Raw genomic sequence first — 25,448 nt, 5'->3', positions numbered from 1 at the left:
ACGCCAAAATTATACCAAAACAATCCGATAGCGAGCTTTATTTGCTACCACCCTATCCATGGCTGCATTAATTTGGGAAATGGGTATAGTTTCAATCATTGGTTTTATTTGGTGAATGGCGGCAAATTCCAGCATTTCTTTCATAAAACGCCTTCCACCTACCACACTTCCAGCGATCGCTTTTTGACCAAATACTAAGGGTAAAAGCGGAATATTTAGGGTAGAAACCGGCAGCCCCACCAAACATAAAACACCGTTATTTGCTAGTAAACCAAAGGCTTTGTTCCAGTCAATTTCCGAGGAAACCGTACATAAAAGTAAGTCTAAAGTCCCACTCGCTGCTTTAATTTCAGTATTTTTCCAATTATAGAAATAATGCGCCCCAAATTCTTTGGCTTCAGCTTCTTTATCAGATGATGTAGAAAAAGCTGTCACTTCTGCCCCCATAGCCTCCGCAAATTTAATGGCTAGATGTCCTAACCCACCAATTCCCAGCACTCCCACCTTAGCCCCCGGATATTTGATGTAGGTGCGTAATGGTGTATAAACCGTAATTCCAGCACATAATAAAGGAGCAGCACTGGCGGAATCTAGATTATCTGGGATTTTATAGGCAAAATCGGCGCAAGCTCGTAATTTATTGGCAAAACCGCCATTATTTCCGACAATTAATCCTTTATAACCCTGACGACAAATGTTTTCTTCTCCCCGCAAACAAGCGTCACAGACTCGACAAGAATTACTAATCCAACCAAAACCCAGGCGATCGCCAATTTTTATACCACTTACCTCCGCACCAATTTGAGTAACATTTCCTACTACTTCATGACCTGCTACCAGGGGAAATTTACTCACATTCCAGTCATTATCTCTCATGTGAATATCAGTATGACACAGACCATTATGGGTAACTGCGATTTCCACATCATTGTTACCTAAAGGCGCTGGTTCGTATTCCCAGGGTTGTAGCTTTTCCCCTGGTTTTAAAGATGCGTAGGCTTGGAACTTTAATTCTACCATTTTCATCATCCTTTTGAAAAGCAAATAAGAGTAATTACTGATTACTTACTACTTCTTCCTCTTCTATTTTAGCACTTACAGGCAAATGTACAATCTGCACTGAACAGGGGGCATGATGTAAAACATAGTTACTTTGACTACCGAGAAAAAACTCCGCCAGTCCAGAACGTCCCCGTCTTCCCATAATAATTAGATCAGCATTCCAAGTTTTAGCCAATTCACAAATCATTCTTCCCGGATTACCACTATTTTGAGTAAATTCCGTATTAACACCTGCTGTATTGGCTTGGTTACTAAATGACTGTAACATCTGCAAACCTTCATTTTTAAATTTTTCCCAGTGTTCTTGGTATAATTTAAAAGTTTCCTCATTCCACCCAGGATAATAGTCAATATTTGGGAAAATCAGGGCTTCAGGACTACCATCTTCTTCATGTGATAACACGTGCAAAAGCATCAAATCAGCGGATGTTAACTTTGCTAAACATAGTGCTTGATTAAATACTTCTATACCTATTTCAGAACGATCTAACGCTGCCAAAATTCGTTTAAACATATTCACCTCAATATTAAATTGCTCATCAATGATAATGACTATAATCAGCTTTTTAGGTTAATTTTTAGTAAAAATCACCTTAATTTTTACCATTAATTTTATCCCCAAAGAATTTAAAAAACTTCTGAGGATAGATTTTTAGGTGTTGTAAATTGTTACTGAATTATTAAAGACGTTATGAAATTATGAACTGTAAAGACTTTCTATATAAACTTCTTAAAGAAATCATTTTAGTAAAGTCTCTACAGGATTTTTTTCAGGTCTAATATTCACTCTATACAGAAAATAGCAAAATTCCATCCTATTTTAGATAGATTCACAAAAATTAAAATTTATTTCTCAGTAGCAATAATGTGTAAATCTATATGTTTGTCCCCGATTAACTCCAATAATCGTTCTGTAAAAGAGCGTTTAAAAAATCTTTTCCATCGTGGCTGCCGACTTTCACCAATAACTATCTGGGTGATATGATTAATTGTAGCAACTTCAGCGATCGCTTTAGGAACATTGTAGCTCTTAACATGAAAAAATTCACCAGCAAATTCTCGGCACATTTTCTCACAGGTATCAATATGTAAACTTTCTTCTTTACTGAGGAAACGGTCAGGATCTGCAATAAATAAGGTATAAAATCTGGCGTTCATATAATTTGCCAATCGCGCTCCACGCCGTAATAATTGAATCGAATTTGGATAAGTAGATACACATACTAAAACTCGTTCATGGACATTGCGAACTTGTGGGGAAGAAATAGAGGTATTTGCTTCTTCTTCAACAGTATCAGCAACTTCTCTTAATGCTAATTCCCGTAAAGCAATGAGGTTACGACGCTGAAAAAAGTTTTCTAAAGATTGCTGAATTTTATCAGCAGCATAAATTTTACCTTCCCGCAGCCGCTCTTCTAGAGTTTCTGGAGTAACATCAATCACAACAACAGCATCAGCTTCATCTAAGAGAATATCGGGAATACGTTCTCGCACTACAACCCCCGTAATTCTAGCTACCAAATCATTCAAACTTTCCAAATGTTGAATATTGACAGTAGAATAAACATCTATACCCGCAGCTAAAATCAATTCTACATCTTGATAGCGTTTTTCTCTAGGTGAACCTGGTATATTTGTATGCGCTAATTCATCAACTAAAACCAATTGGGGAGAACGGGTTAAAATTGCTTCTGTGTCCATTTCCAGAAGGTTGATATTTTTGTGAACATTCGCTTTTTTAGGAATTACCTCCAGACCTTCTGCTTTTACAGCCGTTTCTTTGCGTCCGTGAGTTTCTAAAACGCCAATAACAACATCAATACCCTCTTGTTTAAGTTGATGTCCTTCCTCTAGCATTCTGTATGTTTTCCCCACACCAGGGGCCATACCAATAAATATTTTATGTTTTCCCCGTCGAGAAGGTGGAATATTGTAACTGTTAGGAGGTAAACTAAGAGGTGGATACATAAATTAAATTCAATAGTGATAATCAATAGTGATAATTTTCCCTTTTTGTACATTTTTACATATCCATAAAAATAATAATTTTCGTAAAGATTCTCAAGTGTGTATATTAAAATATGAGAGACTATAAAAAATTTTGATTTAAGACTTGGGTTATCAACCCCGTCTTGCTGAAGACGGCTTTTAGTATCATCATATTTTGTGGGGGATTAATCAACCACACCGGGATAAGTTCCCAAAAATTCAAGTGTAGTATCGAGGTTGGCTTTCAGAATATGGAAACATTAGAATTCATCATTTATCCAGACGGTCGAGTCCAAGAAAAAGTCACCGGTATTATCGGTGTCTCTTGTGCTGAAGTCACAGCAGCTATAGAAGCCCAGCTAGGAAGAGTGTTGAGTCATGAGCCAACTTCTGAGTTTTTTGCCACCAACAACACAGAAAATACTGTGACTAATACGCAAAAAATCCACAGCCAATGGTAAATTATCCAACCAATTAATTTTTTTTGATTACAAACCACTATGTCACACTTTAGCCAAATCAAGACACAAATCCGCAATCTCGAATCCTTGCAAGATGCCCTTTCCGCCTTGGGAATAGACTGGAAACCAGGACCTAGTGAAGTGCGCGGTTATCGTGGTCAAACTCAGTCCGCAGAAGTAACAATTGAGCAGGAAAATGGTTATGATATCGGTTTTAGATGGAATGGTCAAGAATACGAATTAGTTGCAGATTTACAATATTGGCAGCAAAATCTATCTGTAGATGGGTTTTTGCGTCAAGTTACCCAAGGTTATGCTTATCAAACGGTAGTTAAAGAAACTACTAAAGTAGGCTTCCAAGTAGCTGAACAACAACAAAATGAAGATGGTTCTATCCGTCTAGTAGTACAACGCTGGAGTACGTAATGCTTGAGTTCCTGCCGTCACGAGAAGAACAAGAAGATCACCGTTCTGGCTTAGAACCAGAACTGGGGAGTTTTTGGCAAGATATTCCTGAACGTTCCGGTTTAGAACCGGAATTAGGCGGTGTGGTTCGGCAGAAAGGCGTTTATGTAGATGAAATTACTTGTATTGGCTGTAAACATTGCGCTCATGTTGCCCGTAATACTTTCTTCATTGAAGAAGATTATGGGCGATCGCGTGTAATTCGTCAAGATGCGGACACAGAAGAGATAATTCAAGAAGCAATAGATACCTGCCCTGTTGATTGTATCCACTGGGTTGACTATACTGAACTGAAAAATCTAGAAGCCGACAGAAAATATCAAGTAATTCCTATCGCTGGTTATCCAGTACAACATGGTGTAGCCACGACAGAAAAACGCCGGAGGAAACAAAAGTTACAAAAATCCAGTCCTTAAATTACCCACAATTTCCGTAATTACGCCAAACAGCACAAAAGTAGGTGTAATTCATCAATTACTCCTACTCAAAAATAGGTTTTATCGCTAGTATACGTCGGTTATTAGTCAAATCTTCCCTAAGTAAGTTCTATTTTTCAAATATAATAAACATAAGAAAAAATATATTAAATAATAAATAAAACTTATGAATTGAAAAAATCTTTTTTTTCGGTTGAAGCCCATTGACTTTTTTCTCTGGAAGTGATATTTTTATAATGGGACTGTATCCCTAAATTAAAATTTTGCTCACACTCGATTATTATTAATATCAATATACTACCACAATTAACCCCGTCTTAACACCTCTCAATTTGTAAGCGACTTTTAAAAAAATTATTAAATTCTAAAAATAAATAATTTAAACTTATCAAGTATTGGAAAATATGCAGAAGAGAGATTTAACAAAGTAATGATACATTCTCGTTGCAGTTATAATGGTTATTATGGTTATAATCTCAGTTAGTTGCAGGGATAAGAAATTAAACACGAATAAACTCGGAAACTGCTGTATTTTGGCTGAGAATGACAACAAAGCGGTTGTATAAGTCTGAAAATAAAAGAGTATTCTCTAAAGTTGCACACTTCTACAAGCAAGAGAACTGTTTCCCTAGAAACAGTAAATTATTAGTTAGGTTAGTTAGAATTTATGGAAATCGTGGAAATTATCAAAATCTCCCTCACTACATCTTAACCAGTGCTTAATTACCTTATGGATTGATATTTACCATTGAATTTGGCTAGTTTTTGTATCCTATTAGACTGTTATAATTTCTTAGTTCTTACTTAACTAAAGGTTATCAATTGAGTAATTGTATTATTAGAAGTTATCTTGGGTATGCAATGGCGTGCCACTATCATGCAGATGAATTGGATTAGTTTACTAAAAGCGCAACAAACTGACTTCTTAAACCGTGTGAAAAAACCAAAAACGGCGGATCTTTCTCTTTTAGAAAGTCGAGTTAAAGGTTATCACAGTGAAGTAATGGCATTTGCGGGGGATTCATTAACAAAGATTCTCGAATGTTCCCGTCAGCAAGCCGAAATTCTCGCCAAAAATCCGCCACCGATACCACCTGAATACCCTGAATACCCTGATTGGATAATTCCCTTTCCTACCTATTTTCAACGTCAAGCTGAGGATTATCTGGTTCGTGAACAAATTGTAGATCGGATGATGACAGCACGGTTAGGAAAATTGGTGAAAAAAGTGCCACAAGACACTTTAGAAAATATGGTTTTAGATGATGAGGGAAATTTACATAATCAAAGTAAATTTACTTATTTATTGGCTCATAACCCAAAGGTGAGTATTCAAATTCATGTAGCAGATGGAGAAAGTTTTAACAGTATCAAAAAAGATAAAATCCGTTGGTCTGTTAGTCAAGAAGATATTAATAACCACCAGGTATTAATTTTTTTGTGCTTGTTTTATCCAGGAAATACACAATTAGGATACAAAAAACAAACTGTGATTACTGGGTTTTTACCGACAAATCAACTAGAATTTCCAGAATCAAAGACTTATTTAAATCCTAGTAGTTTGTTGTATGCAGGGGGATTAAATTGGTATTTACAATCTCTTGGTGAAAAACAAGATGATGTACCAATAACTGACGAGAAAACCGTAGTGGAGACAATTCAAACCTTACCATCAGATCATCCAAAAAAGAAAATTATTGGTGATTGGGAATACTGGCAAACATTGAAAGGACATACTAGAGGTATTAACTGTTTAGCTTATGCTATCAAAACTTTGGTAGTTAAAGAAGTCAGGTGTAAAAACGTCAAAACCATCCCGATTTTAGCTAGTGGTAGCAGGGGAGAAACAAAATTATGGGATTTAGCCAAAGGTGAATTAATTGAGACATTATCAGAATATCCTTGGGTGGTTTCTGACTTAGTAGATGAAGTTAATGCTTTGGCTTTTAGTACCGACGGACAAACATTAGCGACTGTAGGTGCAGATTCCACCGTGAAAATTTGGCATACTGGGGCGTTAGACCTCATTGATATCCTGCATAAACATCGTGGAGATGTGCGTTGCGTGGCGTTTACACCCGATGGTAAAATGTTAGCAACAAGTGGCCATGATCGCAAGATCTTATTTTGGAATTTGCGCGATCGCCAAGTCGAAAATACGCTATATTTAGATGATACAGCAGCCCATTCCATGGTGTTAAGTCAAGATGGCAGAATTTTAATTACGGGTAGCTATCGCAAAATCAAAGTGTGGGAAACATCCTCAGCACAAAATCAGAAAAATTCCCAAGATACACAACCAATATACACCCTGATGGGTCATTCTCACATTGTTAGTTCCTTAGCTATTAGTGCTGATGCTAAATTTTTAGTCAGTGGTAGTCAAGATCAAACTATTCGAGTTTGGAATTTAGCTACTGGAGAATTAGTTCACACTCTCAAAGGACATCGAGATAGTGTTAATGCAGTTGCTTTAAGTCCAGACGCACAAATTATTGCTAGTGGTAGTGCTGATAAAACCATCAAATTGTGGCATTTACAATCTGGAGAATTATTAGGGACATTTACAGGTCATACTCACACAGTGACAGCTTTATCCTTTACTGATTCCGGTGAAATGTTAGTCAGTGGAAGTTTGGATAAAACAATTAAAATTTGGCAGCGGAGTTAAGTTAAAACTATGATTGTGTCTACAAGTTTGTACCATTTTAACAATTGGTACAAATTTTGTACCAATAACTACTGTATTTGCTGCCTTTTTCGTAATTTTAATTGAGTACAGTTACCGAACTGGTAAGTTACTCTCACCCGATTTTTTATCAATACATATATTTGAACATTATCGTTGATAATATAACTATGCTTTCTAGTTACCAATTATGACTATAGCCACTGAACGCCAGATTACACTAGAAGATTTTGTCAAGTTACCAGAAACTAAACCAGCATCAGAATTTATTAACGGGGAAATCCTGCAAAAACCTATGCCACAAGGTGAACACAGCTTAATTCAGACTACTTTTATTGAAGTTGTCAATGGACTCACTAGAACTCAAAAAATTGCCATAGCCTTCCCAGAACTACGTTGTACTTTTGGTGGTAGTACCATTGTGCCTGATATTGCCGTGTTCCGGTGGGAGAGAATTCCCAAAACTGAATCTGGGAGAATTGCTAACCGTTTTGAAATTCATCCTGACTGGGTAATAGAGATTCTTTCTCCTGAACAACCACAGAAAAAAGTCTTAACTAAATTATTGCATTGTTCCCGCCATGGAACTGAATTAGGTTGGTTATTAAACCCAGAAGAAGAAAGTGTATTGGCTGTCTTTCCTGGACAAAAAATAGAAATATATGAAAGTGACGATAAATTACCAGTTCTAGAAAATATAAATTTAGAATTAACGGTTCAAGAGATTTTTGGTTGGTTGAGTTTTAATTCATAATTATCAAAGGCGGGAAAATCCCGCCTGAATATTAAAACTGTTGTAAAAAGCGTAAATCGCTATTATACAAACGACGAATATCATCAATTTGATGTAACACCATTGCAAAACGTTCTACACCAAAACCCGCTGCAAATCCACTATAAACTTCAGGATCATAACCTACAGATTTCAAAACATTGGGGTCAACCATACCGCAACCCATAACTTCTAACCAACGTCCTTTCCATTGTAAATCTACTTCGGCTGAAGGTTCAGTAAAAGGGAAATAACTGGCGCGAAAACGAATTGGTAAATCGCCAAATATTGATTGTAAAAATATCTTGACAGTTCCTTTCAGGTCTGTAAAAGTCAGTCCTTCATCTATGGCTAAAAGTTCAATTTGATGGAAAACTGCTGAGTGGGTCGCATCTACATCATCTCTACGATATACTCGACCTGGGGCAACAACTCGAATGGGTGGTTCTTCCTTTTCCATGTAGCGAATTTGCACCGATGAAGTATGAGTTCGCAGTAAATTACCATCTGGTAAATAAAAGGTATCCTGCATATCGCGGGCTGGATGATCTGGGGGGGTGTTCAGAGCTTCAAAATTGTAGTAATCTGTTTCCATTTCTGATCCTTGGGCAACGGTGTAACCCATGCCGACAAAGATATCTAGGGTTTGGTCAATAATGCCATTGAGGGGATGAATCCGACCTTGGGGACGGTAAATACCAGGCATGGTGACATCTATGGTTTCAGCCTCTAGCTGTGCCTGAATTTGCGCCGCTTCTAAAAATGTGCGTTGTTGGTCAAGGCTGTTTTGAATAGCTTCTTTAACAATATTAGCGATCGCCCCAATTTTAGGACGTTCCTCCGCGCTCATTTGCCCCATACTTCGTAATAACGCCCCCAATTGCCCCTTTTTACCCAAATAGTTAACTCTGAGTTCTTCTAGGCGTTCTAGGGTATCAGCAGAGGCGATCGCTGTTTCCCCTTCCTGCCGTAATGCTAAAAGTTGATCCTCTAAATTGTTAGTCATTAGTTATTAGTCATTGGTGATTAGTCATTAGTCTATAGTAGGGAACAGGTGACAGGGAAGAGGTGACAGGTAACAGGAAACAGGGAAGAGGTGACAGGTAACAGGAAACAGGGAACAGGTAATATTTTTTCCTATCCGCTATCCGCTATCACCTGCCACCTATCTGCTATCACCTATCACCTATCACCTGTCACCTGTCACCTATCAACTGACATAATGAAATTACTAATTAGCAACGATGATGGAATTTCTGCTTTGGGTATTCGTACCTTAGCCAACACCTTAGCAGCAGCGGGTCATGAAGTGACAGTAGTTTGTCCAGATCGAGAGAGGTCGGCAACAGGACATGGATTAACCTTACTGCAACCAATCCGCGCCGAAATAGTAGAATCTGTTTTTGATCCTGATATTAAAGCTTGGGCTTGTGATGGCACGCCTTCAGATTGTGTAAAATTGGCATTATGGGCTTTATTAGATTCTCCACCCGACTTAGTGCTATCTGGAATTAACCAAGGCGCAAATTTAGGGACAGAAATTCTCTACTCTGGGACTGTTTCGGCCGCAATGGAAGGAGTAATTGAAGGTATTCCTAGTGTTGCGTTTAGTTTAACCAGTCATACTCATAAAGACTTTCAACCAGCGGCTAAATTTGCGGAAGTCCTAGTCGCCAAAATTGCCGCCCAACCACTACCAGAATCAATGTTACTTAATGTTAATGTTCCTCCTATATCCTGGGAAGAAATTGCTGGTGTTACCCTGACCAGACAATGTGTCAGACGCTACGTGGATGTTTTTAATAAGCGAACTGATCCCAGAGGTAAAACTTACTACTGGTTAACCGGAGAGGTGATAGAAAATGTAGAACCACCCCTAGAGTTAAATTTACCAAACCACATCCCTCTTGATATTCATGCCATTGAAAAGAATTATATCAGCATTACGCCTTTACAGTATAATCTGACCTATGGCTATGGACTGACTCAGCTATCTACATGGGAATTTAACCCCTAACTTTACACATATTTGATATTTGTTAGAAACACATTTTCAAAAATTAAATGTGTATTTCCTAGAACCTTTGTAGAGACGTGACCCTAAAATGTCATTTTTACCGATTTCAGGTTTATTTTAGTGCAAAGATTGGCATGGCGATAAAATATTGGGTATTTTATGGGTATTTTAATAAAAATCTAAACTCAAACTAAATCCCGGTAAGATATCTTCTCCTAATAATTTTGTAGGTAGATTTCGTAGTTCTACATCTTTTCCTGAACGATAAATTTCTACTTCTTTTTGTTGAGGATTTATTAACCATGCCAGTTTTACTCCTGCATCCATATATTCTTGCATTTTCTGATGCAGAGTTTTTAAATCGTCTGTTGCTGACCTTAATTCAATCACAAAATCTGGTGCAATGGGGGGAAATTTGCGTTTTTCTTCGGGAGTGAGTGCTTCCCAACGTTCTTTTTTAATCCAAGCTACATCGGGAGAGCGATCGCCACCATTTGGTAATTTAAATATAGTAGAAGAACTAAAGGTGTAACCTAGTCCTGTTTGCCGATTCCAAACACCTAAATCAATAATCAAATCAGCCTCTCGATTACCGCTTTCTCCCCCCACTGGTGGCATAATAATTAATTCTCCCCTAGCTGTCCGTTCAAGTTTTAAATCGCCGTTTTTTTGACATAGTTGATAAAACTGTTCATCGGTAAAATTAACTGTGTTTAAATTTAGTTTTAAAGCACTCATAACCATACAAATAACCTGGTTAGTGACTGTAATCCTCATATTTGCCAGATCCCCAACTTTATGAGGAAGTCGGGGATCTCAACACTTGATTTCAGGATAACAGAAACTAACCGAAATGTTTGATAATTGCGTCAGCAAATTCAGAACATTTTAAAGGTTGTACAGGTGGTTCAATTAACCGCGCTAAATCATAAGTAACTTGACCATTTGCTATGGCTGCACCTAATCCTTTTTTAATCAAATCTGCGGCGGCTTGCCAACCCATATATTCTAACATCATCACACCGGAAAGAATCACAGAACCGGGGTTAATTTTATCTAACCCAGCGTGTTTTGGTGCTGTACCATGAGTGGCTTCAAAAATCGCGCAGGAATCGCCAATATTTGCCCCTGGACCCATGCCTAAACCGCCAACAATAGCAGCAGCAGCATCAGATAAATAATCACCGTTCAGGTTCATTGTAGCCAGAATAGAATACTCATCTGGACGAGTTTGAATTTGTTGAAAGATACTATCAGCAATGCGGTCATTGACCATGATTTTCTCTTTCCATTGGCCATTGCCGTGGCTTTCCCAAATTGTATTCAGAACTGTTTCTACTTCTTTGACAATTTGGGCTTTTTTCTCTGGTGTTAAAGCATCAAAACCAGGATCAATTTGACGGGCGTTTTCTTCTGCGGAAATATTGGGATTTTTCTCTTTATTTCCTAATATCCAAGATTCCCGTTCTGTAACAGTTTCTTGACGAAATTCCGTAGTAGCCAGTTCATAACCCCAGTCACGAAAAGCTCCTTCGGTATATTTCATAATATTGCCTTTATGCACCAAAGTGACTTGTTGCTTATTTTTAGGCAATAACAAAGCGTGTTTAATCGCCCGTCTAACTAAACGCTGAGAACCAGTTTTACTGATAGGTTTGATACCGATACCAGCATCAATGGGAATTTGCTTTTTACCGTGTTCTGTTGTAGCAGGTATTAACTCTTCGTTGAGTATTTTAATGAGGCGATTCCCTATTTCACTACCTTGTTTCCACTCAATTCCCAAATAAATATCTTCCGTATTTTCCCGATAAACAATAACATCCAATTTTTCAGGAGTTTTGTGAGGAGAAGGTGTACCAGCGTAATAACGACAAGGACGCACGCAAGTATACAGATCAAAGATTTGGCGTAATGCGACATTTAAAGAACGAATCCCTCCACCAACGGGAGTAGTCAAAGGTCCCTTAATCGCTACGCCATATTCTTTAATAGCCGTCAATGTATCCTGGGGTAAATATTGATATGTTCCATATAAATCACAGGCTTCATCACCAGCATAAACCTTAAACCAGCTAATTTTTCTTGTGCCATTATATGCTTTTGCTACTGCGGCATCAAGCACTTTTTCCGTTGCAGGCCAAATATCTATACCCGTACCATCACCGCGAATAAATGGGATAATGGGATTTTCAGGAACAACCGGTTCACCATTTTTGAAGGTAATTTTTGCGCCGGTGGTGGGAGGAGTAATCTTTTCGTACATAGTTAACACATTCCAAATAGAAGAAGTTCACCAACTTAGGAGTCAGGAGTATTTATTCTGTCACTCCTGGATTTTGTCACTCCTTAGCTGATAAAGTATTGTGGGCTAGGATTTCACTAAAGCCACCGGGAGTGATTTTTTCAGATACACACTCCGGGGTTTTCCAAATTTCCCCAAGATTTGAAGTAAACTACTTTTCGCTATTTGTGCTTCATTTTGTAGAATAACCGATAGCAATAGATAGTTTATTCACGCTCACGCTAACACGAGTAATGGCATGACAGACCCAATGATTGTATCAGGCACTACAAATGATCTTGACTCCCTCCGCCAAAAGTTAATCGCTGGGTCCGAAAAAGTCCAACAACAAATCATCCCGCAGTTAGCTGACTTGGGTAATGATGGGTTAGAGGTATTGAAGGAATTTTTGCTGAAACGTCGTGACCACCCAGCAACTTGGATTGATGGCCAAGTCTACCAAGTCATTTACAATACTGATGCACCGACAAGTCAGGAATTTCTACAAACTAACTTTCCTGAAGGAATTGTACCTCTAAAATCGGACTGTGGGATCAGTTACAATTCTTTGCAAAAGCTACTTGTAAATCAAGATTTTCAAGCAGCAGACCTCTTGACAATTCAGAAGATGTGTGAAGCAGCAGGTTCTCAAGCAGTAAAAAGAAAATGGCTATACTTCACAGAAGTCGAAAGTCTATCAATTCAAGACCTACGCACTATTAATCAACTTTGGGTAGTTCACTCACAAGGTAAATTCGGCTTTTCCGTACAACGAGAAATTTGGTTAGGTTTAAATAAAAATTGGGTTAACCTCTGGCCGAAAATCGGCTGGAAGAATGGTAATAACTGGACAAGATACCCCCACGGGTTCACCTGGGATTTAACTGCCCCTAGAGGTCATCTACCCCTCTCTAATCAATTGCGTGGGGTACGGGTAATGTCTTCTCTGTTGTGTCATCCTGCTTGGAATAAGTAGGTGTTTTACTATACTGAATATTTTTTTCACGCACAAGACGCAGAGGCGCGAAGATAAGAAGGGTGTATTATTGGTATAATTAATGATGATTAATTCTGAAATATTCTCTCAATATGGGAGATATATTCAATAATTTTTCATCATTTTCTAATTTGGTTAATAAAAATCTTCTTGTTAATGATTGTAACCCGTTTATTATATCCATTGATGACAATGATAAAAGCTGTTAAAGTTCACTATCTAAAGAAATCATTTCTTTTATTTGGTACAGACAAAGATATTATTTCTATTGCTGATAATTTTGATGCTCCATTAGAAGAATTTGAAAATTAACCATGCAAGTTAGCATTTTTTATTGTTTATTTAACCATCCTTCTAAATTAGAGATTCTACTAAAATAATTAATTCCCAAATTAGCTAATACCTGTTGAATATTAGTATTACCAAATTCCTTAGTATTCTCACTAAAAAAAACTTTATCCGTTGATAAATTATTTTCAGCATGAGCTAAAATAACCTGTAAAATAAAATCATCTCTTCTTTGATTTTTCCCAGGTAGCAAAGGATTATTTAAAGTAGCTTCTAACATTTTAATGCTTGGTTCAATTAATTCACCATGATTTTTTAAATATTCGATAATATTCAAAAAACGCTTTCTAAAATCCCGTAATACTTTTCCATAATCAATCAAACAAAGTTCTAAATAATTGGCAAAAGATTGAGAATTAGTTAATTCTTTATTTCGTTTAGCTTCATTCATTTCTATTTGAATAGTTTGAGAAAAAGATTGACTACGTTTTTCTTCTCTTTCTATCGCTACCAGAGTTTCCATTAAACAAATACTAGGAATAACAAACTTTAAATTTTCTGAGGAGTCATAGACAAAATTTTCTAATTCTTTATTTCTCCCTTTCGCAATTGCCATAATTGAATTAGTTTCTAAATAAATAATCATAATAATTCTAACTCCTCTGTTGTACCATCAAACAAAAGAGTAAATAAGCCAATTTCCTTCATTTCCTTAATGTAAGGGGGGGTCTCACTTTTCCAATGATAAGCTAAATCTCTTAACCATGATTGAGTTAGAGTTATTAAAGTAGATTGATAGATGATGCCTTCAATACTGCCTGGATCATAATGTTCTAAAACCTTTTTCGTGTCCAATCTTGCTACTTCTCTAAAAGTCGGACTCTTAAAGATTCTCATGACATTAGAATTAACAAACATTAAAAAAGGAATATGCTGGTATTGTTCCATTTTTAAGATATTAAGATCCGGGGAAGAATACATAGCGGAAAATCTCACATCTATCATTAAAATAGATTTATCATCCTTATCTTTAGCAGTAATTGCTGGTTGAAAATCAATTACAGTTGGAGGTTGTATTTTTAGCATGGTATTTTACCTCTTAATTAGAGTTTATATTTTTTTATTATAAATCAAATTCTTATGATCTTATTTGAATTTTGATTACATCGAATTATAACGAAAAACATCTAATTATATTTCGTTTACCGGTCTAATGAAGTACACACCTACAGCACTTCTCAATGTTATGAGGTACAAGAACCCCACCCCCAAACCCTCCCCGCAAGCGATAAGGGGGCTTAAGATGTACCTCATAAGAGCGGAAACGGCTGTATTTATTCACTGTTCCCTAAAACTAAAAAACTTTATACCTCACGAGCATAGGAACTGCTATATCAAGCTTAACTATAAAGTTCCAGATTTCATATCACTATTCCGGTTGATAATTGTTGATTATCAGCAATTTCTGTAGATTTTTCTCCCTAAAAGTGCATAAAATTCAGTAGTTAAGTAACTAATATTTATGATCAATACTGATGTTATCACTAGATATCAATGTTAGAATGCTACTATTAATTTCAAGTAAGTCAGCCTAGTCCAGTTTACAACAGTAGCACTGGAACGGAGGAACCAAATTATTTATGGGGCGTATTTTTGTCTTGATTAGTTGATTAATTTGAGTTTTAAAGTTCAAACACCCTCTAAAATAAAGTAAAAAGGGGTATCTCTCAACCCTAGCCCGTCAGCTAACTTCCTAGGCATTGAGAGGAGACTGAAGAGACAGAATCATAATAATTAATTATAATGACGTTCTGATCTCATCAGTGTCCAAGGTTGGTACTATCTAATTTAATTTCTTTGTACCCGCGCTTAACTCTGCTGAGGTAAAATAAATGATATTGCAACTAAATTTAGCTGCCATTGTTGCAGTTGCTAGTCAAACTGTGTGGAGAAAGGCCAAATCAGTAATTTTTCAAGATACTTTCTTATTCCCGGCCTTAGGCTGTTTAGGAATTATTTTATTATGGTGGGTGGTAGCATTAGCTAATCATGAATTAATGCCTACACCACCAGAAGCTTTAATTGCTAATTGGGACTATATTTTACATCCATTTTATGAAAGAGGTCCAGGTGATTTAGGAGTTGGTTGGTTATTATTAGCCAGTTTACGCCGGGTAATATTGGGATTCAGTTTGGGTGCTTTAGTGGCCATTCCTTTGGGTTTTTTAATCGGAATGTCTAGACCGGCAATGCTGGCTTTTAATCCCATTATTCAGATTTTTAAACCAGTATCTCCATTGGCTTGGTTGCCCATTTCTTTATCTCTTTTTAATTTAGCAGATCCTTCCGCTATTTTTGTCATTTTCATTACGTCGCTATGGCCAACAATTATTAATACTGCTTTGGGAGTTTCTAGCGTCCCCAAAGATTATTTAGATGTAGCGCAGGTTTTAGAAATGCCGCGCTGGCGACAAATTACTAAAATCATTTTACCTGCTAGTTTACCTTATATTTTTACTGGTTTGCGAATTAGTTTAGGCATTGCTTGGCTAGTAATTGTAGCTGTAGAAATGCTCACCGGGGGAATAGGAATTGGCTTTTTTGTTTGGGACGAATGGAGTCGTTTAAATCTGAGTTCTGTCTTTTTAGCAGTGTTTATAATTGGTTTAACAGGGTTGATTTTAGATTATGCTGTGGGCAAAATTCAAGAGTTAGTTACTCACCGTCCAGGAGGTTGATGATTTTTTGCTGACCCAAAGGAGCAGACAAGTTTAAGAGAATTTTCCAATTATTAATGATTAATATTATGAGTGAAAATCATTTAACTCGCAGGGATTTTATTGCGGGAATGGGTGCAACAACTGCGGGAATTATATTATCGTCCTGTGCTGTTTCTGGAGATAGGTCTGCTAAAGGACTAACAGAGGAAGCTTTAGCGGTGACACCAGTAGTTAGACCCCAAGATTTAGAGAAACCTAATATTACTGTTGGTTATGTCCCTGTTAATGATTGTGCGCCATTTGCGATCGCTTGGAAAAAAGGATTTTTCCGTAAATATGGCTTAAATGTCACACTCAACCGGGAAGCTAGTTGGGCTACTTCCCGCGACGGCTTGATTTTTGGTCGTCTCGACGCTTCTCCTGTCGTTTCCGGTGCTGTCACTAATGCTAGAATTGGCGCAGAGGGTGCCCGTCATGCTCCCCTATGTGCTGCAATGACTATCCACCGACATGGTAACGCTATGACCATGAATAAGGAAATGTGGGACTATGGTATCCGTCCTTGGTACGAATATCAACAGAAATACGCTGAGGGGGCTTTAGAAGCCTTTGGAAGGGACTTTCGCGGCTATTTTGATCAACAACCTCCAGAAAAGAAAATCTGGGCTGTAGTCCTCAGTTCTGCCATTTATGAATATTTCGCTCGTTATCTTTCTGCTGCTGCGGGTGTTGATCCTCTTAAAGAATTTCGGGTGATCATTGTTCCTCCACCACAAATGGTGACAAATATGAGAATTGGCGCCATGCAAGCTTACATGGTGGCTGAACCTTGGAATACTAGAGCAATTACGGGCAATGAAGGTATTGGTTTTACCTTTGCTCAAGGTAAGGAAATATGGCATGGACACCCAGACAGACTATTGGGGGTAATGGAATCTTTTATTATTAATTACCCTAAAACTTACCGTTCTTTAGTAAAAGCGATGATAGAAGCTTGTCAATATTGTAGCCGATCTGAAAATCGTCAACAAATAGCCGAATTACTCACAGAACGTGCTTTTACTGGTGCAAAACCCAAAAAATCAGGTGTTCCCATTACTAAGTTTACCGGACCGGGAATTATTGGCAATTATAACTATGGTGGTTTTGATGGTCAAGACCGCACGATAAAAGCAGATGATACCACAATCTTTTATGATCTTCCTAACACTATTCCCCACGAAATAGGAGAACATTCAACATTTTTATGGCGTTCTCGCAGTCTTTGGTTAATGACTCAAGCAGCCCGTTGGGGACAAATTAAAGAAATTCCTAAAAACGCCGAACAAGTAGCCGCAAAAGGTTGGAGAACAGATTTATATCGGGAAATAGCCACAGAAATGGGTATTCAATGTCCCACAAATGATTATAAGGTTGAACCTCCAGAAGCATTTATAGATAAAAAAGGATTTGATCCTAGTGATCCTGTAGGATATCTTCATAGTTTTGATATTCGCGCTAATGCTCCTGCTCGATTTTTTATGTCTTAAAAAAAGTTAATTATATCAAGGGTGATTAATCATGGCCTATCCAACTTTAACAGATAATAATACTACAAAAAGCCAACGAAACGGATTTTTAGAAATCGAGAACTTAGTTAAATCTTATCCCACCCCAGATAAAGGCAAATTTGTCGTTTTAAATAATATTAATTTAACTATTGGTGAAGATGAATATATTTCTGTAATTGGTCATTCTGGCTGCGGTAAATCGACATTATTAAAAATAATTGGCGGTTTTGAAAAAGCTACTTCTGGTTCTGTACGTTTAGAGGGAAAAGAGATTCGTAAACCAGGAGCAGAGAGAATGATGGTATTTCAAAATTACTCATTATTACCCTGGTTAACCGTCCGCGAAAATATCCGTTTAGCTGTAGATGAAGTATTAAAAAATGCTAATCGTGCCGAAAAAATTAGCATTGTCAATGAACACTTAGCTATGGTAAACTTGACAGCAGCGGCTGACAAATATCCTGATGAAATTTCTGGAGGGATGAAACAAAGGGTAGGTATTGCTAGAGCTTTAGCAATTCGTCCCAAAATGTTATTAATGGATGAACCTTTTGGTGCTTTAGATGCTTTAACTCGTGGTAAATTACAACGTCAAGTATTAGATATTTGGGAACATCATCGTCAAGCAGTTATGATGATTACCCATGATGTGGACGAAGCAATTTATATGTCAGATCGGATCATTTTAATGACTAATGGACCATCTGCAAACATTGGAGAAATTTTAACAGTTCCTTTTGCACATCCTAGAGATAGAATGGCCATGCGCAACTCAACGGAATATTTTGAACTCCGCAACCACGCTCTTAATTTTCTGGACCAAAATTTTACCCCAGAAGAGTAATAATTGGCGTTGCTGATTTCAGGAGAAAAACACAATTCATACCGCTATTATGCAACAACTAATAATCAATTAACATTGAATAATTCAGTAAAAATAAACTGGGGTGTTTTTTTGATTATCTATCAGGTATAGCTTTCAACCCTGTAACTTTCAAAACCTCAGTTCTACCTTTTCTGACTGTCAAAGTAGAATCAGCATTACCATTTTCAGTAATGGCTTGTTCTAAAATGTAAGTGTAATTTCCACCTTTCCAAACTGTACGACATACACCATGACGACAAACAACTTTACCTCCTGTTAAACTCACACATTTACCATTAGCATCACATCCTTGATAACTCACATTTCCTTTACCATTCACCCCATTCCAAGAGTTGCTATTACTAATAGCAATCTTCCATTTACCATCACTCAAGGTGTATGAATCTTTTTGGGAAACTTTATTCACAACTTCCATTTTAGTAATGATTGATTCTTTGCGACTTTTCCCACAGGGTTCTACACTCTGACAATCATTAACTGATGTTACTTCATAAATAGCGCGGACTTTTTTATTTATAAATTTCTTCTCGTCAGCGCAAATTTCAAAACTCGCGCCCACATTGTGTTCTATTCCTTTATTATCTACTAAGGTGACATAACACATTAAATCACCATTGACTATTTTTTTAACTGTTCCCTCCTTTGGTTGTTGATTTGCACCTTTTTTAGTCTTCTTACTGTTGTCTAGGTTTTTACCAACAGGTTCTTTCTTCTCTTGTGTTTCTGATTGTAGAGAAGATGCTTGTTTATTCTGTTTTTCACTTGCTACTACCAGATCAGTTTTCATTTTATTTTGTGTTACAGTAGCAGCAGCTTCTTCTTTAAATGTATCCTTTAGTCCACTAGCGCAAGCTATCAAAGATACACAGCTAAGAATTACAGCAATTGGGGAAATTGATTTTTTCATTGTGAAATTGCACTATTTGATTATTTGAGAATATTTCTGTATTTTAACATACTCCTAATTATGCTTTTCTTTGATATTGATCTAAAATTTTTATGTATCTATCAATTAAGATACTAGCCAAAATTATCCAATCTACCAATCCAATCTACCAAATAAGACATTTATGCTACTGCAACCAAATCAACGAATTAAATTAGATGACTCAGATGATCAGTTATTCTATAGTTACCCCCGCTTTGTCACTCATGTAGATGAGGGTTTTATTCAGCAATTAACGGATTTGTATCGTCAGCGAATCCCAGCTAATGCGCGGATTCTTGATATGATGAGTAGTTGGGTATCCCATTTACCCACAGATAGAGATTTTGCTCATGTAGAAGGCCATGGACTTAATGCTGAGGAATTAGCCCGAAATCCTCAATTAAATCATTATTTTGTCCAGAATCTCAACATAAATCCTCAGTTACCTTGCTTAGATCAAGAGTTTGATGCTGTTATTAACTGTGTTTCTGTGCAGTATCTTCAATACCCAGAGGCTGTATGTTCTGAAATACACCGGATTCTTAAACCTGGTGGGATAGCAATTATTAGTTTTTCTAACCGGATGTTTTTTCAAAAAGCTATTCAAGTTTGGCGAGACGGTTCAGAAGCTTTTAGGGTAGAATTGGTCAAGGGCTACTTTAGGTCAATACCAGGATTCTCAACCCCAGAAGTAATTTGCTCAAAGTCAACAACGCCAAATTTTTTACAGTGGTTGGGAGTACCCGGAGGAGATCCTTTTTATGCGGTTATAGCTCATCGCCTAGTCTAGTGTATAATCCAAAAATATCAAAAAATATGTGATTCCCAATACATTCGATAATTATTTAAAAGTAAATTTTCTGGTTTAATGGGTGACAACACAAGCCTAACTATCAAGGAGAAGCCAAAAATGGTAACAAATCGTGGACGGAGAATTTTAGCTGCTGTATTACTATCATTTGTCTTGCTGACTACGGCTTGTTCACCAAAACCACCTAGTCGCTTTGATCAGGTACAACAGGAAAGTACCCGACAAAAAAGCGGACAGGCTGTAGTTAAAGATGCGACTCAGGGTAGCAAATTAAATCAATTCTTCCCTGGTAGTGATGATGGTTATGATCGAGTTTATACCCAAGAGAAAAAAGGCTTTTCGGAGGCCAACCTGAAAAAAGATGGTAAAGTAGTTGCTCAATTGGCAATTTCTGATACCAGCAGTATACCGGGAGCAGCGGCGAAATTTGCTAACAGCACTGAGAAAATAGGCGGTTATCCCTCTATACAACTTGGAAAAACTCAAACTTCGGTTTTGGTGAATAAGTACCAAGTCAAGGTTATTTCTAAAGATCCATTATTCACAGCTAATGATCGCGCAATATGGATAGAGAAGTTTAATCTTGATGGTTTAGCTAATTTGAAATAGTTAGCTAACTAATTAATGTTCCCGGTTATCTAGTTTAGGCCAGTGATTGGTAATTGGTAATTAAGAAAATTCTTGCCTATTTCCCAACTAGCAATTGACATGAATACAAAACCATGAATACAAAATAAGGAGATTTTTGTGAGTAAACCAATTTACCAATTAGTTGATGAACTTCCTACCAATAATTTGACAGTTTCCCTATTAAATGCTTTGGATTTCGTTGCTCCCGGTGAATGGCACAATACGGTTGGTTTTGTGAATACCATTAAAACTGTTACTGGTGAAACAGACGAAGATCTAATTCAACAAATTGGCGAAAGAGCAATTTATCTATTTAACGACAAATCCCAAGGATATCAAACCGCGCTCTGGCTGTATCAAACTGTTGACGGTACAGATAAGGTTTTAGGTGCAGCCGCTTTAGCTAATAAAGTTGGGGAAAAAATTCCTTTTCTCGGTTTTTTAAACGCCGTGACTCCCAAAGCAGACAAAGCTCAAACTATTGATCTCACTTTGAAAATAGTTGCTGAAGTCGTCGCCTTTTGTCAAATTAATGGCATTCCTGGAGACAGTATTGGCGATTTTGTTGCTTCTTTAGGAGAGTATGCTGGAGAGTCCCTAATTCGCATGGTAGCATTAGTTTGTGTTGATGGTTTAATACCCCTTGGACCTGATTTTATTAACAAAGCCCTCTCTTGGATTAGTCAAACCAGTCCCCAAGATCTAAACCAAAACCAGACTTTCCAAAGCATCAAAAATACTATTCCTGGTGGTAGCGATGCTGGTAAACTCGACTTTATCGGTAACAGTTTTGAATCAGTTAGCGGTTGGATGAGTGGGCTGGTAACAAGCCATAATTTAACCCCACAAAAAGTAATTGGTAATTTGCAATCTTTCATGGAAATGTCTGATGACAAACTAGACTATCTAGCAGCATTTCTAGATGTGGCTACAAATTACTATGAACACACAGGAACACAAACCTTAGCACGGCGTTTAATTGAGCGAGCATTAGCGGAAATCTAGCAGTTAATTGCATAAAAAAATAACCCATGGGATCATCCTCAATCCTAGCAAGGCGGTTCAGGATGATCCCAATGGGACTAAAAATTTATCGTTTGAAGCGAGAACGCTGTTGACGGCGTTGTTTGTGTCTAGCGATAGCTTTACGCTTTTCTTTTTCTAAAGGTGTTTCAAAGTGACGCTTTTTCCGCATATCTTGGAAAATTCCCGCCTTGGAAACTTCCCGCTTAAATCTTCGCAATGCTGACTCAATACCTTCATTTTCACCTAAAACCACTTGTGTCATTCCTATTCCTCCTAATTCTGAATTAAATGCTTGACAGCCAGAAGTGACATACTCCACATCCTCCTTTTTTGATGAATGTGGGTTTCTCAGCGACTCTTTTTTGAAGACGTTAACTGAGCTTTAAGACCGTGTGTTCCACGGTTCTTTAATTAATCAAACTAAAATAAAATATTCCAGCAGCATTGAGCCTGGGGCTGTATCTGCTGGATACTCTAGATGTTAATTTTTTTTTAAACAGACTTACTAGCGACGATTACCGCCACCACTGCGATCACGATCTCCTGCGATCACGATCTCCACCGCCACCGCCACCGCTGCGATCACGATTACCCCAACCGCCGCCGCCACCGCTGCGAGGAGAGCTTCTCTCTTCTTTGGGTTTAGCTTTGTTCACTTTTAAATCACGGCCCATCCATTCAGCGCCATCAAGTGCTTCAATGGCTGCGGCTTCTTCTGTTTCTTTTTCCATTTCCACAAAGGCAAAACCCCGTGGACGACCAGTTTCCCGGTCTGTAGGTAGCTGTACACGACCAACTGTTCCGTACTCCGCAAAAGCCCGTTTCAGGTCTTCCTCTGTTACCTGATAGGACAAATTACCAACGTAAATCGTCATAAAATGGGGTCTCCCAAATCAGAGAGTGTAGAGAGTTAGATTCGGAGAGACGTATTTAAAAAAATCTTAAAACGACTTACTCAACCGAAAATAATCCTTATTTCCCCAAGTATAGCACTACATGAGAATATTAACCCAAAATGGGCAAAATTTCCCAACAAAATCCCCAGCATTGTTAATTAACACTGCCTGAGGTTGAAGTAAACCGCGCGAGAATGATTTGTGCTTCTTGACACAGTACCTCATGATTTTGATAATTACTGGCCAGTAACTCTCCCCATTGATGAATGTCGCCGGTATTATATTTTAATGGCGTGCAGTCAAAATGGGTGAACTTGCCACCTGCTTCCGTGAGAATTAGTTCGGGGGCAGCCATATCCCAGTCTTTGGGTGCGGACTTACCGGAAAGGGAAATGTAAACATCTGCTTGCTGTTCAACTATCGCCGCAATTTTGCAACCGACGCTACCAATTGCCTTTTGATGTTGACAGGGTAGATGCTGTAACAGATATTCTAACCTATTGTGGCGATGCGAACGACTAACAACTAAAATTAAATCTTGAATATTTTTGGTTGTGTCAACTCGCACGGGTACAGAACCGCCGGCAGTTTCGATAAAAGTCCCACCACCTCTAGTGGCATAATACAACTTTTGTGTTTCTGGAACTGCTACCACAGCTAACATTGTCTGTGTTCCTTGGACTAAGGCAATATGAATTGCATATTCTCCAGTTTTGTTAATAAAGTCCTTTGTCCCATCTAAAGGGTCAATAATCCATACCCACTCAGAGGGATTTTTTCCCTGTTGTGATTTATAAGTTTCTTCGCTGATATAACCAAAGTCTTCATGACCTAAAGCGGTTTGTAACTGTGACAAGATATATTCACTTACAGCCAAGTCTGCAACTGTGACGGGTTCATTATCCTTATATTTGACATCTAAATTGGCTTTTTCACCAGTACCATGATAATAAGAACTAAGTAGACTAGCGGCACCCCAGCCTACTTCTCGGGTAATTGTTAATATTTCTGATAGGTCTTTCATTTGGGGATAAATTTGAGTGTGATTACACAATTAAACAACAAAAATACACAAATAGGGTTTTTAATTCAGCATTAAATATTTGCATTTAGCCAATTCCTTGTACCAAAATATTGACAAGCTTTAGCAGCAGTATTAGCAGCTAGTTCTAATGCTTGGACAAAACTATTTTCTAGGATATAGTGACAGAAAGCACCATGAAAAATATCTCCTGCCCCTAGTGTATCTACTGGCTGAATTTTTGGTACATTTACTGAATCCCGGACACCATTAGTTAAGTATTGTATGGGGTTTTCTCCTTGAGTAATGGCAATATGGGGAATGTTAAATTTTTGTAAATAGTTAAAAACATCTTGTTGATTTTGGCAGTGAGGAGGATAAAAATTAGCAGAACAAATAGCATAATCCACAAATGGTAATATTTCTGCAAATCTTGGTTTCCAACTACCACCATCAATGACAATGGGAATATTCTGGATTTTAGCATTTTGGGCGATAATTTTACCAATGTCCATTTGATGCCCGTCAATTAGAACAATATCAATATTTTCTAAATTGTCTAAAATACTGGCTGGGATAGAGTTAATATTTGCTTGAGTTTTCATGGCATTAATGGAAATTACCGCTCTTTCACCTGTACCTTGGGTGACAATAATAGAAGATACGGGTGGTGGTGTATCCTTGTGAGATTCTAAGTCAATAATGGCAACTTGGCAATTTTCTAAATCCCTAGAAATTAGCTGTGTGATCTCGTGAGAACCCAATACACCTAATACTGTGGCTTGGTTGCCTAAATGACTGAAAGTGACAGCGGCGTTTGTTGCAGGTCCTCCGGCTGCTACAGTATAATCAGTAGCGACTAACTTTTGATTATTTTGGGGAGGAGAGTCCGCGAAATAAATTAGATCTAAGGTAATTAAACCGACAAATAAACCTGAATTGGTCATTGGTCAACTTCTGAAGTTATTAAGTAAATTATAAGTAAATTATAGGAGAATTTATGAATTTAACTAGCCATGATCATGATTTTTATGCTTGGACTCAAGAACAAGCACAACTATTAAGAAACGGACAATTTAATCAAATTGATTTTCGTAATATTGCTGAAGAAATTGAAGATATGGGACGTTCGGAAAAACGAGAATTAGAAAGTAGATTAGAACTACTACTTATGCACTTACTTAAATGGCAGTTTCAATCTAACTTGCGTTCTCGCAGTTGGCAATTAACTATTAAGGAACAACGGTTACGTTTAGAAAAACTTTTGGCAGAAAATCCTAGTCTTAAATCTTTTTTAGCTGATTCTTTAGAAAAAATCTACCAACTGGCTATGATTAGTGCAGAACGAGAAACCGGACTGTCTTCATTTCCTGAAAGTTGTCCTTATAGCTTAACGGAAATTTTTACATCTGAATTTTTACCCGACGATATCATGTATAGTTAAAAATGTATAGTTAAAGATGTACTATACCATTTACTACTCCACCAAATTACAGCCTTAGCTGCGTTCATCTGCTTT

General features: G+C 37.5%; 27 protein-coding genes and 1 riboswitch. Of the genes, 14 read left to right on the top strand and 13 right to left on the bottom strand.

Annotated elements, in window-relative coordinates:
• Window positions 1–9 precede the first annotated feature (9 nt).
• The 3 genes from H6F39_RS10295 to H6F39_RS10285 form a co-directional block, all read right to left on the bottom strand.
• The gene (locus tag H6F39_RS10295) at window positions 10–1,020 is read right to left on the bottom strand and encodes an NAD(P)-dependent alcohol dehydrogenase (RefSeq protein ID WP_137906914.1); all 1,011 of its coding nucleotides are present in this window, start codon (window positions 1,018–1,020) and stop codon (window positions 10–12) included.
• A 34-nt stretch (window positions 1,021–1,054) separates the two neighbouring features.
• Window positions 1,055–1,576: a universal stress protein gene (locus H6F39_RS10290; RefSeq protein WP_137906880.1), complete on the bottom strand. Its 522-nt coding sequence runs from the start codon at window positions 1,574–1,576 to the stop codon at window positions 1,055–1,057.
• A 332-nt stretch (window positions 1,577–1,908) separates the two neighbouring features.
• Complete coding sequence (locus H6F39_RS10285) at window positions 1,909–3,030, bottom strand: sensor protein KdpD (RefSeq protein ID WP_190396652.1); 1,122 nt, start codon at window positions 3,028–3,030, stop codon at window positions 1,909–1,911.
• Window positions 3,031–3,302: 272 nt separating this feature from the next.
• Here H6F39_RS10285 and H6F39_RS10280 point away from each other — a divergent pair, with 272 nt between their 5' ends.
• The 5 genes from H6F39_RS10280 (at window position 3,303) to H6F39_RS10260 (ending at window position 7,857) form a co-directional block, all read left to right on the top strand.
• Window positions 3,303–3,512 carry a DUF2997 domain-containing protein gene (locus H6F39_RS10280; RefSeq protein WP_190396651.1) on the top strand — a complete coding sequence of 70 codons (210 nt, stop codon included), beginning with the start codon at window positions 3,303–3,305 and terminating at the stop codon, window positions 3,510–3,512.
• 39 nt (window positions 3,513–3,551) lie between these two features.
• Entirely contained in the window at window positions 3,552–3,938 is a 387-nt protein-coding gene (locus tag H6F39_RS10275; protein ID WP_137906878.1) for a DUF1257 domain-containing protein, read from the top strand.
• Complete coding sequence (locus tag H6F39_RS10270; protein WP_137906877.1) at window positions 3,938–4,393, top strand: ferredoxin; 456 nt, start codon at window positions 3,938–3,940, stop codon at window positions 4,391–4,393. Before H6F39_RS10275 ends, H6F39_RS10270 begins: the two co-directional genes overlap by 1 nt.
• An 898-nt stretch (window positions 4,394–5,291) precedes the next feature.
• A complete protein-coding gene (locus H6F39_RS10265; protein WP_190372142.1) occupies window positions 5,292–7,085 on the top strand; it encodes a WD40 repeat domain-containing protein in 1,794 nt (597 codons plus the stop codon).
• Between the two features lie 208 nt (window positions 7,086–7,293).
• The gene (locus H6F39_RS10260; protein ID WP_137906876.1) at window positions 7,294–7,857 is read left to right on the top strand and encodes a Uma2 family endonuclease; all 564 of its coding nucleotides are present in this window, start codon (window positions 7,294–7,296) and stop codon (window positions 7,855–7,857) included.
• Between the two features lie 31 nt (window positions 7,858–7,888).
• Here H6F39_RS10260 and pheS read toward each other — a convergent pair whose 3' ends face one another.
• Complete coding sequence (gene pheS / locus H6F39_RS10255) at window positions 7,889–8,881, bottom strand: phenylalanine--tRNA ligase subunit alpha (protein WP_137906875.1); 993 nt, start codon at window positions 8,879–8,881, stop codon at window positions 7,889–7,891.
• A gap of 216 nt (window positions 8,882–9,097) precedes the next feature.
• Between pheS and surE the strand changes: the two genes are divergently transcribed.
• Window positions 9,098–9,892, top strand: coding sequence for a 5'/3'-nucleotidase SurE (surE, locus tag H6F39_RS10250; protein ID WP_137906874.1), 795 nt, complete (start codon window positions 9,098–9,100; stop codon window positions 9,890–9,892).
• A gap of 168 nt (window positions 9,893–10,060) precedes the next feature.
• On the opposite strand, the gene H6F39_RS10245 is transcribed toward surE, so the two are convergent.
• Both H6F39_RS10245 and H6F39_RS10240 read right to left on the bottom strand, forming a co-directional pair.
• On the bottom strand, window positions 10,061–10,636 hold the full coding sequence (locus H6F39_RS10245) for a Uma2 family endonuclease (RefSeq protein ID WP_190396650.1): 576 nt from the start codon (window positions 10,634–10,636) through the stop codon (window positions 10,061–10,063).
• 100 nt (window positions 10,637–10,736) lie between these two features.
• Window positions 10,737–12,158, bottom strand: coding sequence for an NADP-dependent isocitrate dehydrogenase (locus H6F39_RS10240; protein WP_190396649.1), 1,422 nt, complete (start codon window positions 12,156–12,158; stop codon window positions 10,737–10,739).
• A 277-nt stretch (window positions 12,159–12,435) separates the two neighbouring features.
• Between H6F39_RS10240 and H6F39_RS10235 the strand changes: the two genes are divergently transcribed.
• The gene (locus tag H6F39_RS10235; RefSeq protein ID WP_137906871.1) at window positions 12,436–13,152 is read left to right on the top strand and encodes a GUN4 domain-containing protein; all 717 of its coding nucleotides are present in this window, start codon (window positions 12,436–12,438) and stop codon (window positions 13,150–13,152) included.
• Window positions 13,153–13,504: 352 nt separating this feature from the next.
• On the opposite strand, the gene H6F39_RS10230 is transcribed toward H6F39_RS10235, so the two are convergent.
• Window positions 13,505–14,107, bottom strand: coding sequence for a PIN domain-containing protein (locus H6F39_RS10230; RefSeq protein WP_190372130.1), 603 nt, complete (start codon window positions 14,105–14,107; stop codon window positions 13,505–13,507).
• A complete protein-coding gene (locus H6F39_RS10225) occupies window positions 14,104–14,547 on the bottom strand; it encodes a hypothetical protein (RefSeq protein WP_137906869.1) in 444 nt (147 codons plus the stop codon). The genes H6F39_RS10230 and H6F39_RS10225 overlap by 4 nt, the downstream gene beginning before the upstream one ends.
• Before the next feature lie 492 nt (window positions 14,548–15,039).
• A riboswitch (cyclic di-AMP (ydaO/yuaA leader) is annotated at window positions 15,040–15,236 on the top strand.
• A 117-nt stretch (window positions 15,237–15,353) separates the two neighbouring features.
• On the opposite strand from H6F39_RS10225, the gene ntrB reads away from it, so the two are divergent.
• The 3 genes from ntrB to H6F39_RS10210 all read left to right on the top strand — a co-directional run bounded on the left by ntrB (window position 15,354) and on the right by H6F39_RS10210 (window position 18,575).
• Window positions 15,354–16,199 carry a nitrate ABC transporter permease gene (gene ntrB / locus H6F39_RS10220; RefSeq protein WP_137906868.1) on the top strand — a complete coding sequence of 282 codons (846 nt, stop codon included), beginning with the start codon at window positions 15,354–15,356 and terminating at the stop codon, window positions 16,197–16,199.
• 68 nt (window positions 16,200–16,267) lie between these two features.
• The gene (locus H6F39_RS10215; protein WP_190396648.1) at window positions 16,268–17,710 is read left to right on the top strand and encodes an ABC transporter substrate-binding protein; all 1,443 of its coding nucleotides are present in this window, start codon (window positions 16,268–16,270) and stop codon (window positions 17,708–17,710) included.
• Window positions 17,711–17,741: 31 nt separating this feature from the next.
• Window positions 17,742–18,575, top strand: a complete 834-nt coding sequence (locus H6F39_RS10210; protein ID WP_137906866.1) for an ABC transporter ATP-binding protein — start codon at window positions 17,742–17,744, stop codon at window positions 18,573–18,575.
• A gap of 115 nt (window positions 18,576–18,690) precedes the next feature.
• Here the strand turns inward: H6F39_RS10210 and H6F39_RS10205 are convergent, their stop codons facing one another.
• The gene (locus H6F39_RS10205; protein WP_137906865.1) at window positions 18,691–19,524 is read right to left on the bottom strand and encodes a hypothetical protein; all 834 of its coding nucleotides are present in this window, start codon (window positions 19,522–19,524) and stop codon (window positions 18,691–18,693) included.
• Between the two features lie 163 nt (window positions 19,525–19,687).
• Between H6F39_RS10205 and H6F39_RS10200 the strand changes: the two genes are divergently transcribed.
• The 3 genes from H6F39_RS10200 to H6F39_RS10190 all read left to right on the top strand — a co-directional run bounded on the left by H6F39_RS10200 (window position 19,688) and on the right by H6F39_RS10190 (window position 21,991).
• Window positions 19,688–20,335, top strand: coding sequence for a class I SAM-dependent methyltransferase (locus H6F39_RS10200; RefSeq protein ID WP_137906864.1), 648 nt, complete (start codon window positions 19,688–19,690; stop codon window positions 20,333–20,335).
• A gap of 120 nt (window positions 20,336–20,455) precedes the next feature.
• Window positions 20,456–20,965 carry a hypothetical protein gene (locus H6F39_RS10195; protein WP_137906863.1) on the top strand — a complete coding sequence of 170 codons (510 nt, stop codon included), beginning with the start codon at window positions 20,456–20,458 and terminating at the stop codon, window positions 20,963–20,965.
• Between the two features lie 138 nt (window positions 20,966–21,103).
• On the top strand, window positions 21,104–21,991 hold the full coding sequence (locus tag H6F39_RS10190; RefSeq protein WP_137906862.1) for a hypothetical protein: 888 nt from the start codon (window positions 21,104–21,106) through the stop codon (window positions 21,989–21,991).
• Between the two features lie 85 nt (window positions 21,992–22,076).
• On the opposite strand, the gene rpsU is transcribed toward H6F39_RS10190, so the two are convergent.
• From rpsU to H6F39_RS10170, 4 genes are all read right to left on the bottom strand, one after another.
• Window positions 22,077–22,274, bottom strand: a complete 198-nt coding sequence (gene rpsU, locus H6F39_RS10185) for a 30S ribosomal protein S21 (RefSeq protein ID WP_015078697.1) — start codon at window positions 22,272–22,274, stop codon at window positions 22,077–22,079.
• A 271-nt stretch (window positions 22,275–22,545) separates the two neighbouring features.
• Window positions 22,546–22,887 carry an RNA-binding protein gene (locus H6F39_RS10180; RefSeq protein WP_137906861.1) on the bottom strand — a complete coding sequence of 114 codons (342 nt, stop codon included), beginning with the start codon at window positions 22,885–22,887 and terminating at the stop codon, window positions 22,546–22,548.
• Between the two features lie 175 nt (window positions 22,888–23,062).
• Complete coding sequence (locus tag H6F39_RS10175) at window positions 23,063–23,932, bottom strand: 3'(2'),5'-bisphosphate nucleotidase CysQ (protein WP_137906860.1); 870 nt, start codon at window positions 23,930–23,932, stop codon at window positions 23,063–23,065.
• 71 nt (window positions 23,933–24,003) lie between these two features.
• A complete protein-coding gene (locus H6F39_RS10170) occupies window positions 24,004–24,876 on the bottom strand; it encodes a sugar kinase (protein ID WP_137906859.1) in 873 nt (290 codons plus the stop codon).
• Window positions 24,877–24,929: 53 nt separating this feature from the next.
• Between H6F39_RS10170 and H6F39_RS10165 the strand changes: the two genes are divergently transcribed.
• A complete protein-coding gene (locus tag H6F39_RS10165; RefSeq protein ID WP_137906858.1) occupies window positions 24,930–25,373 on the top strand; it encodes a DUF29 domain-containing protein in 444 nt (147 codons plus the stop codon).
• Window positions 25,374–25,448 lie beyond the last annotated feature (75 nt).

The sequence above is a fragment of the Dolichospermum sp. FACHB-1250 genome (assembly GCF_014696335.1).
Classification (GTDB): Bacteria; Cyanobacteriota; Cyanobacteriia; order Cyanobacteriales; family Nostocaceae; genus Dolichospermum; species Dolichospermum planctonicum.
Note: the sequence above shows the minus strand (reverse complement) of the source record. Positions and strands in the feature narration are given on the sequence as shown.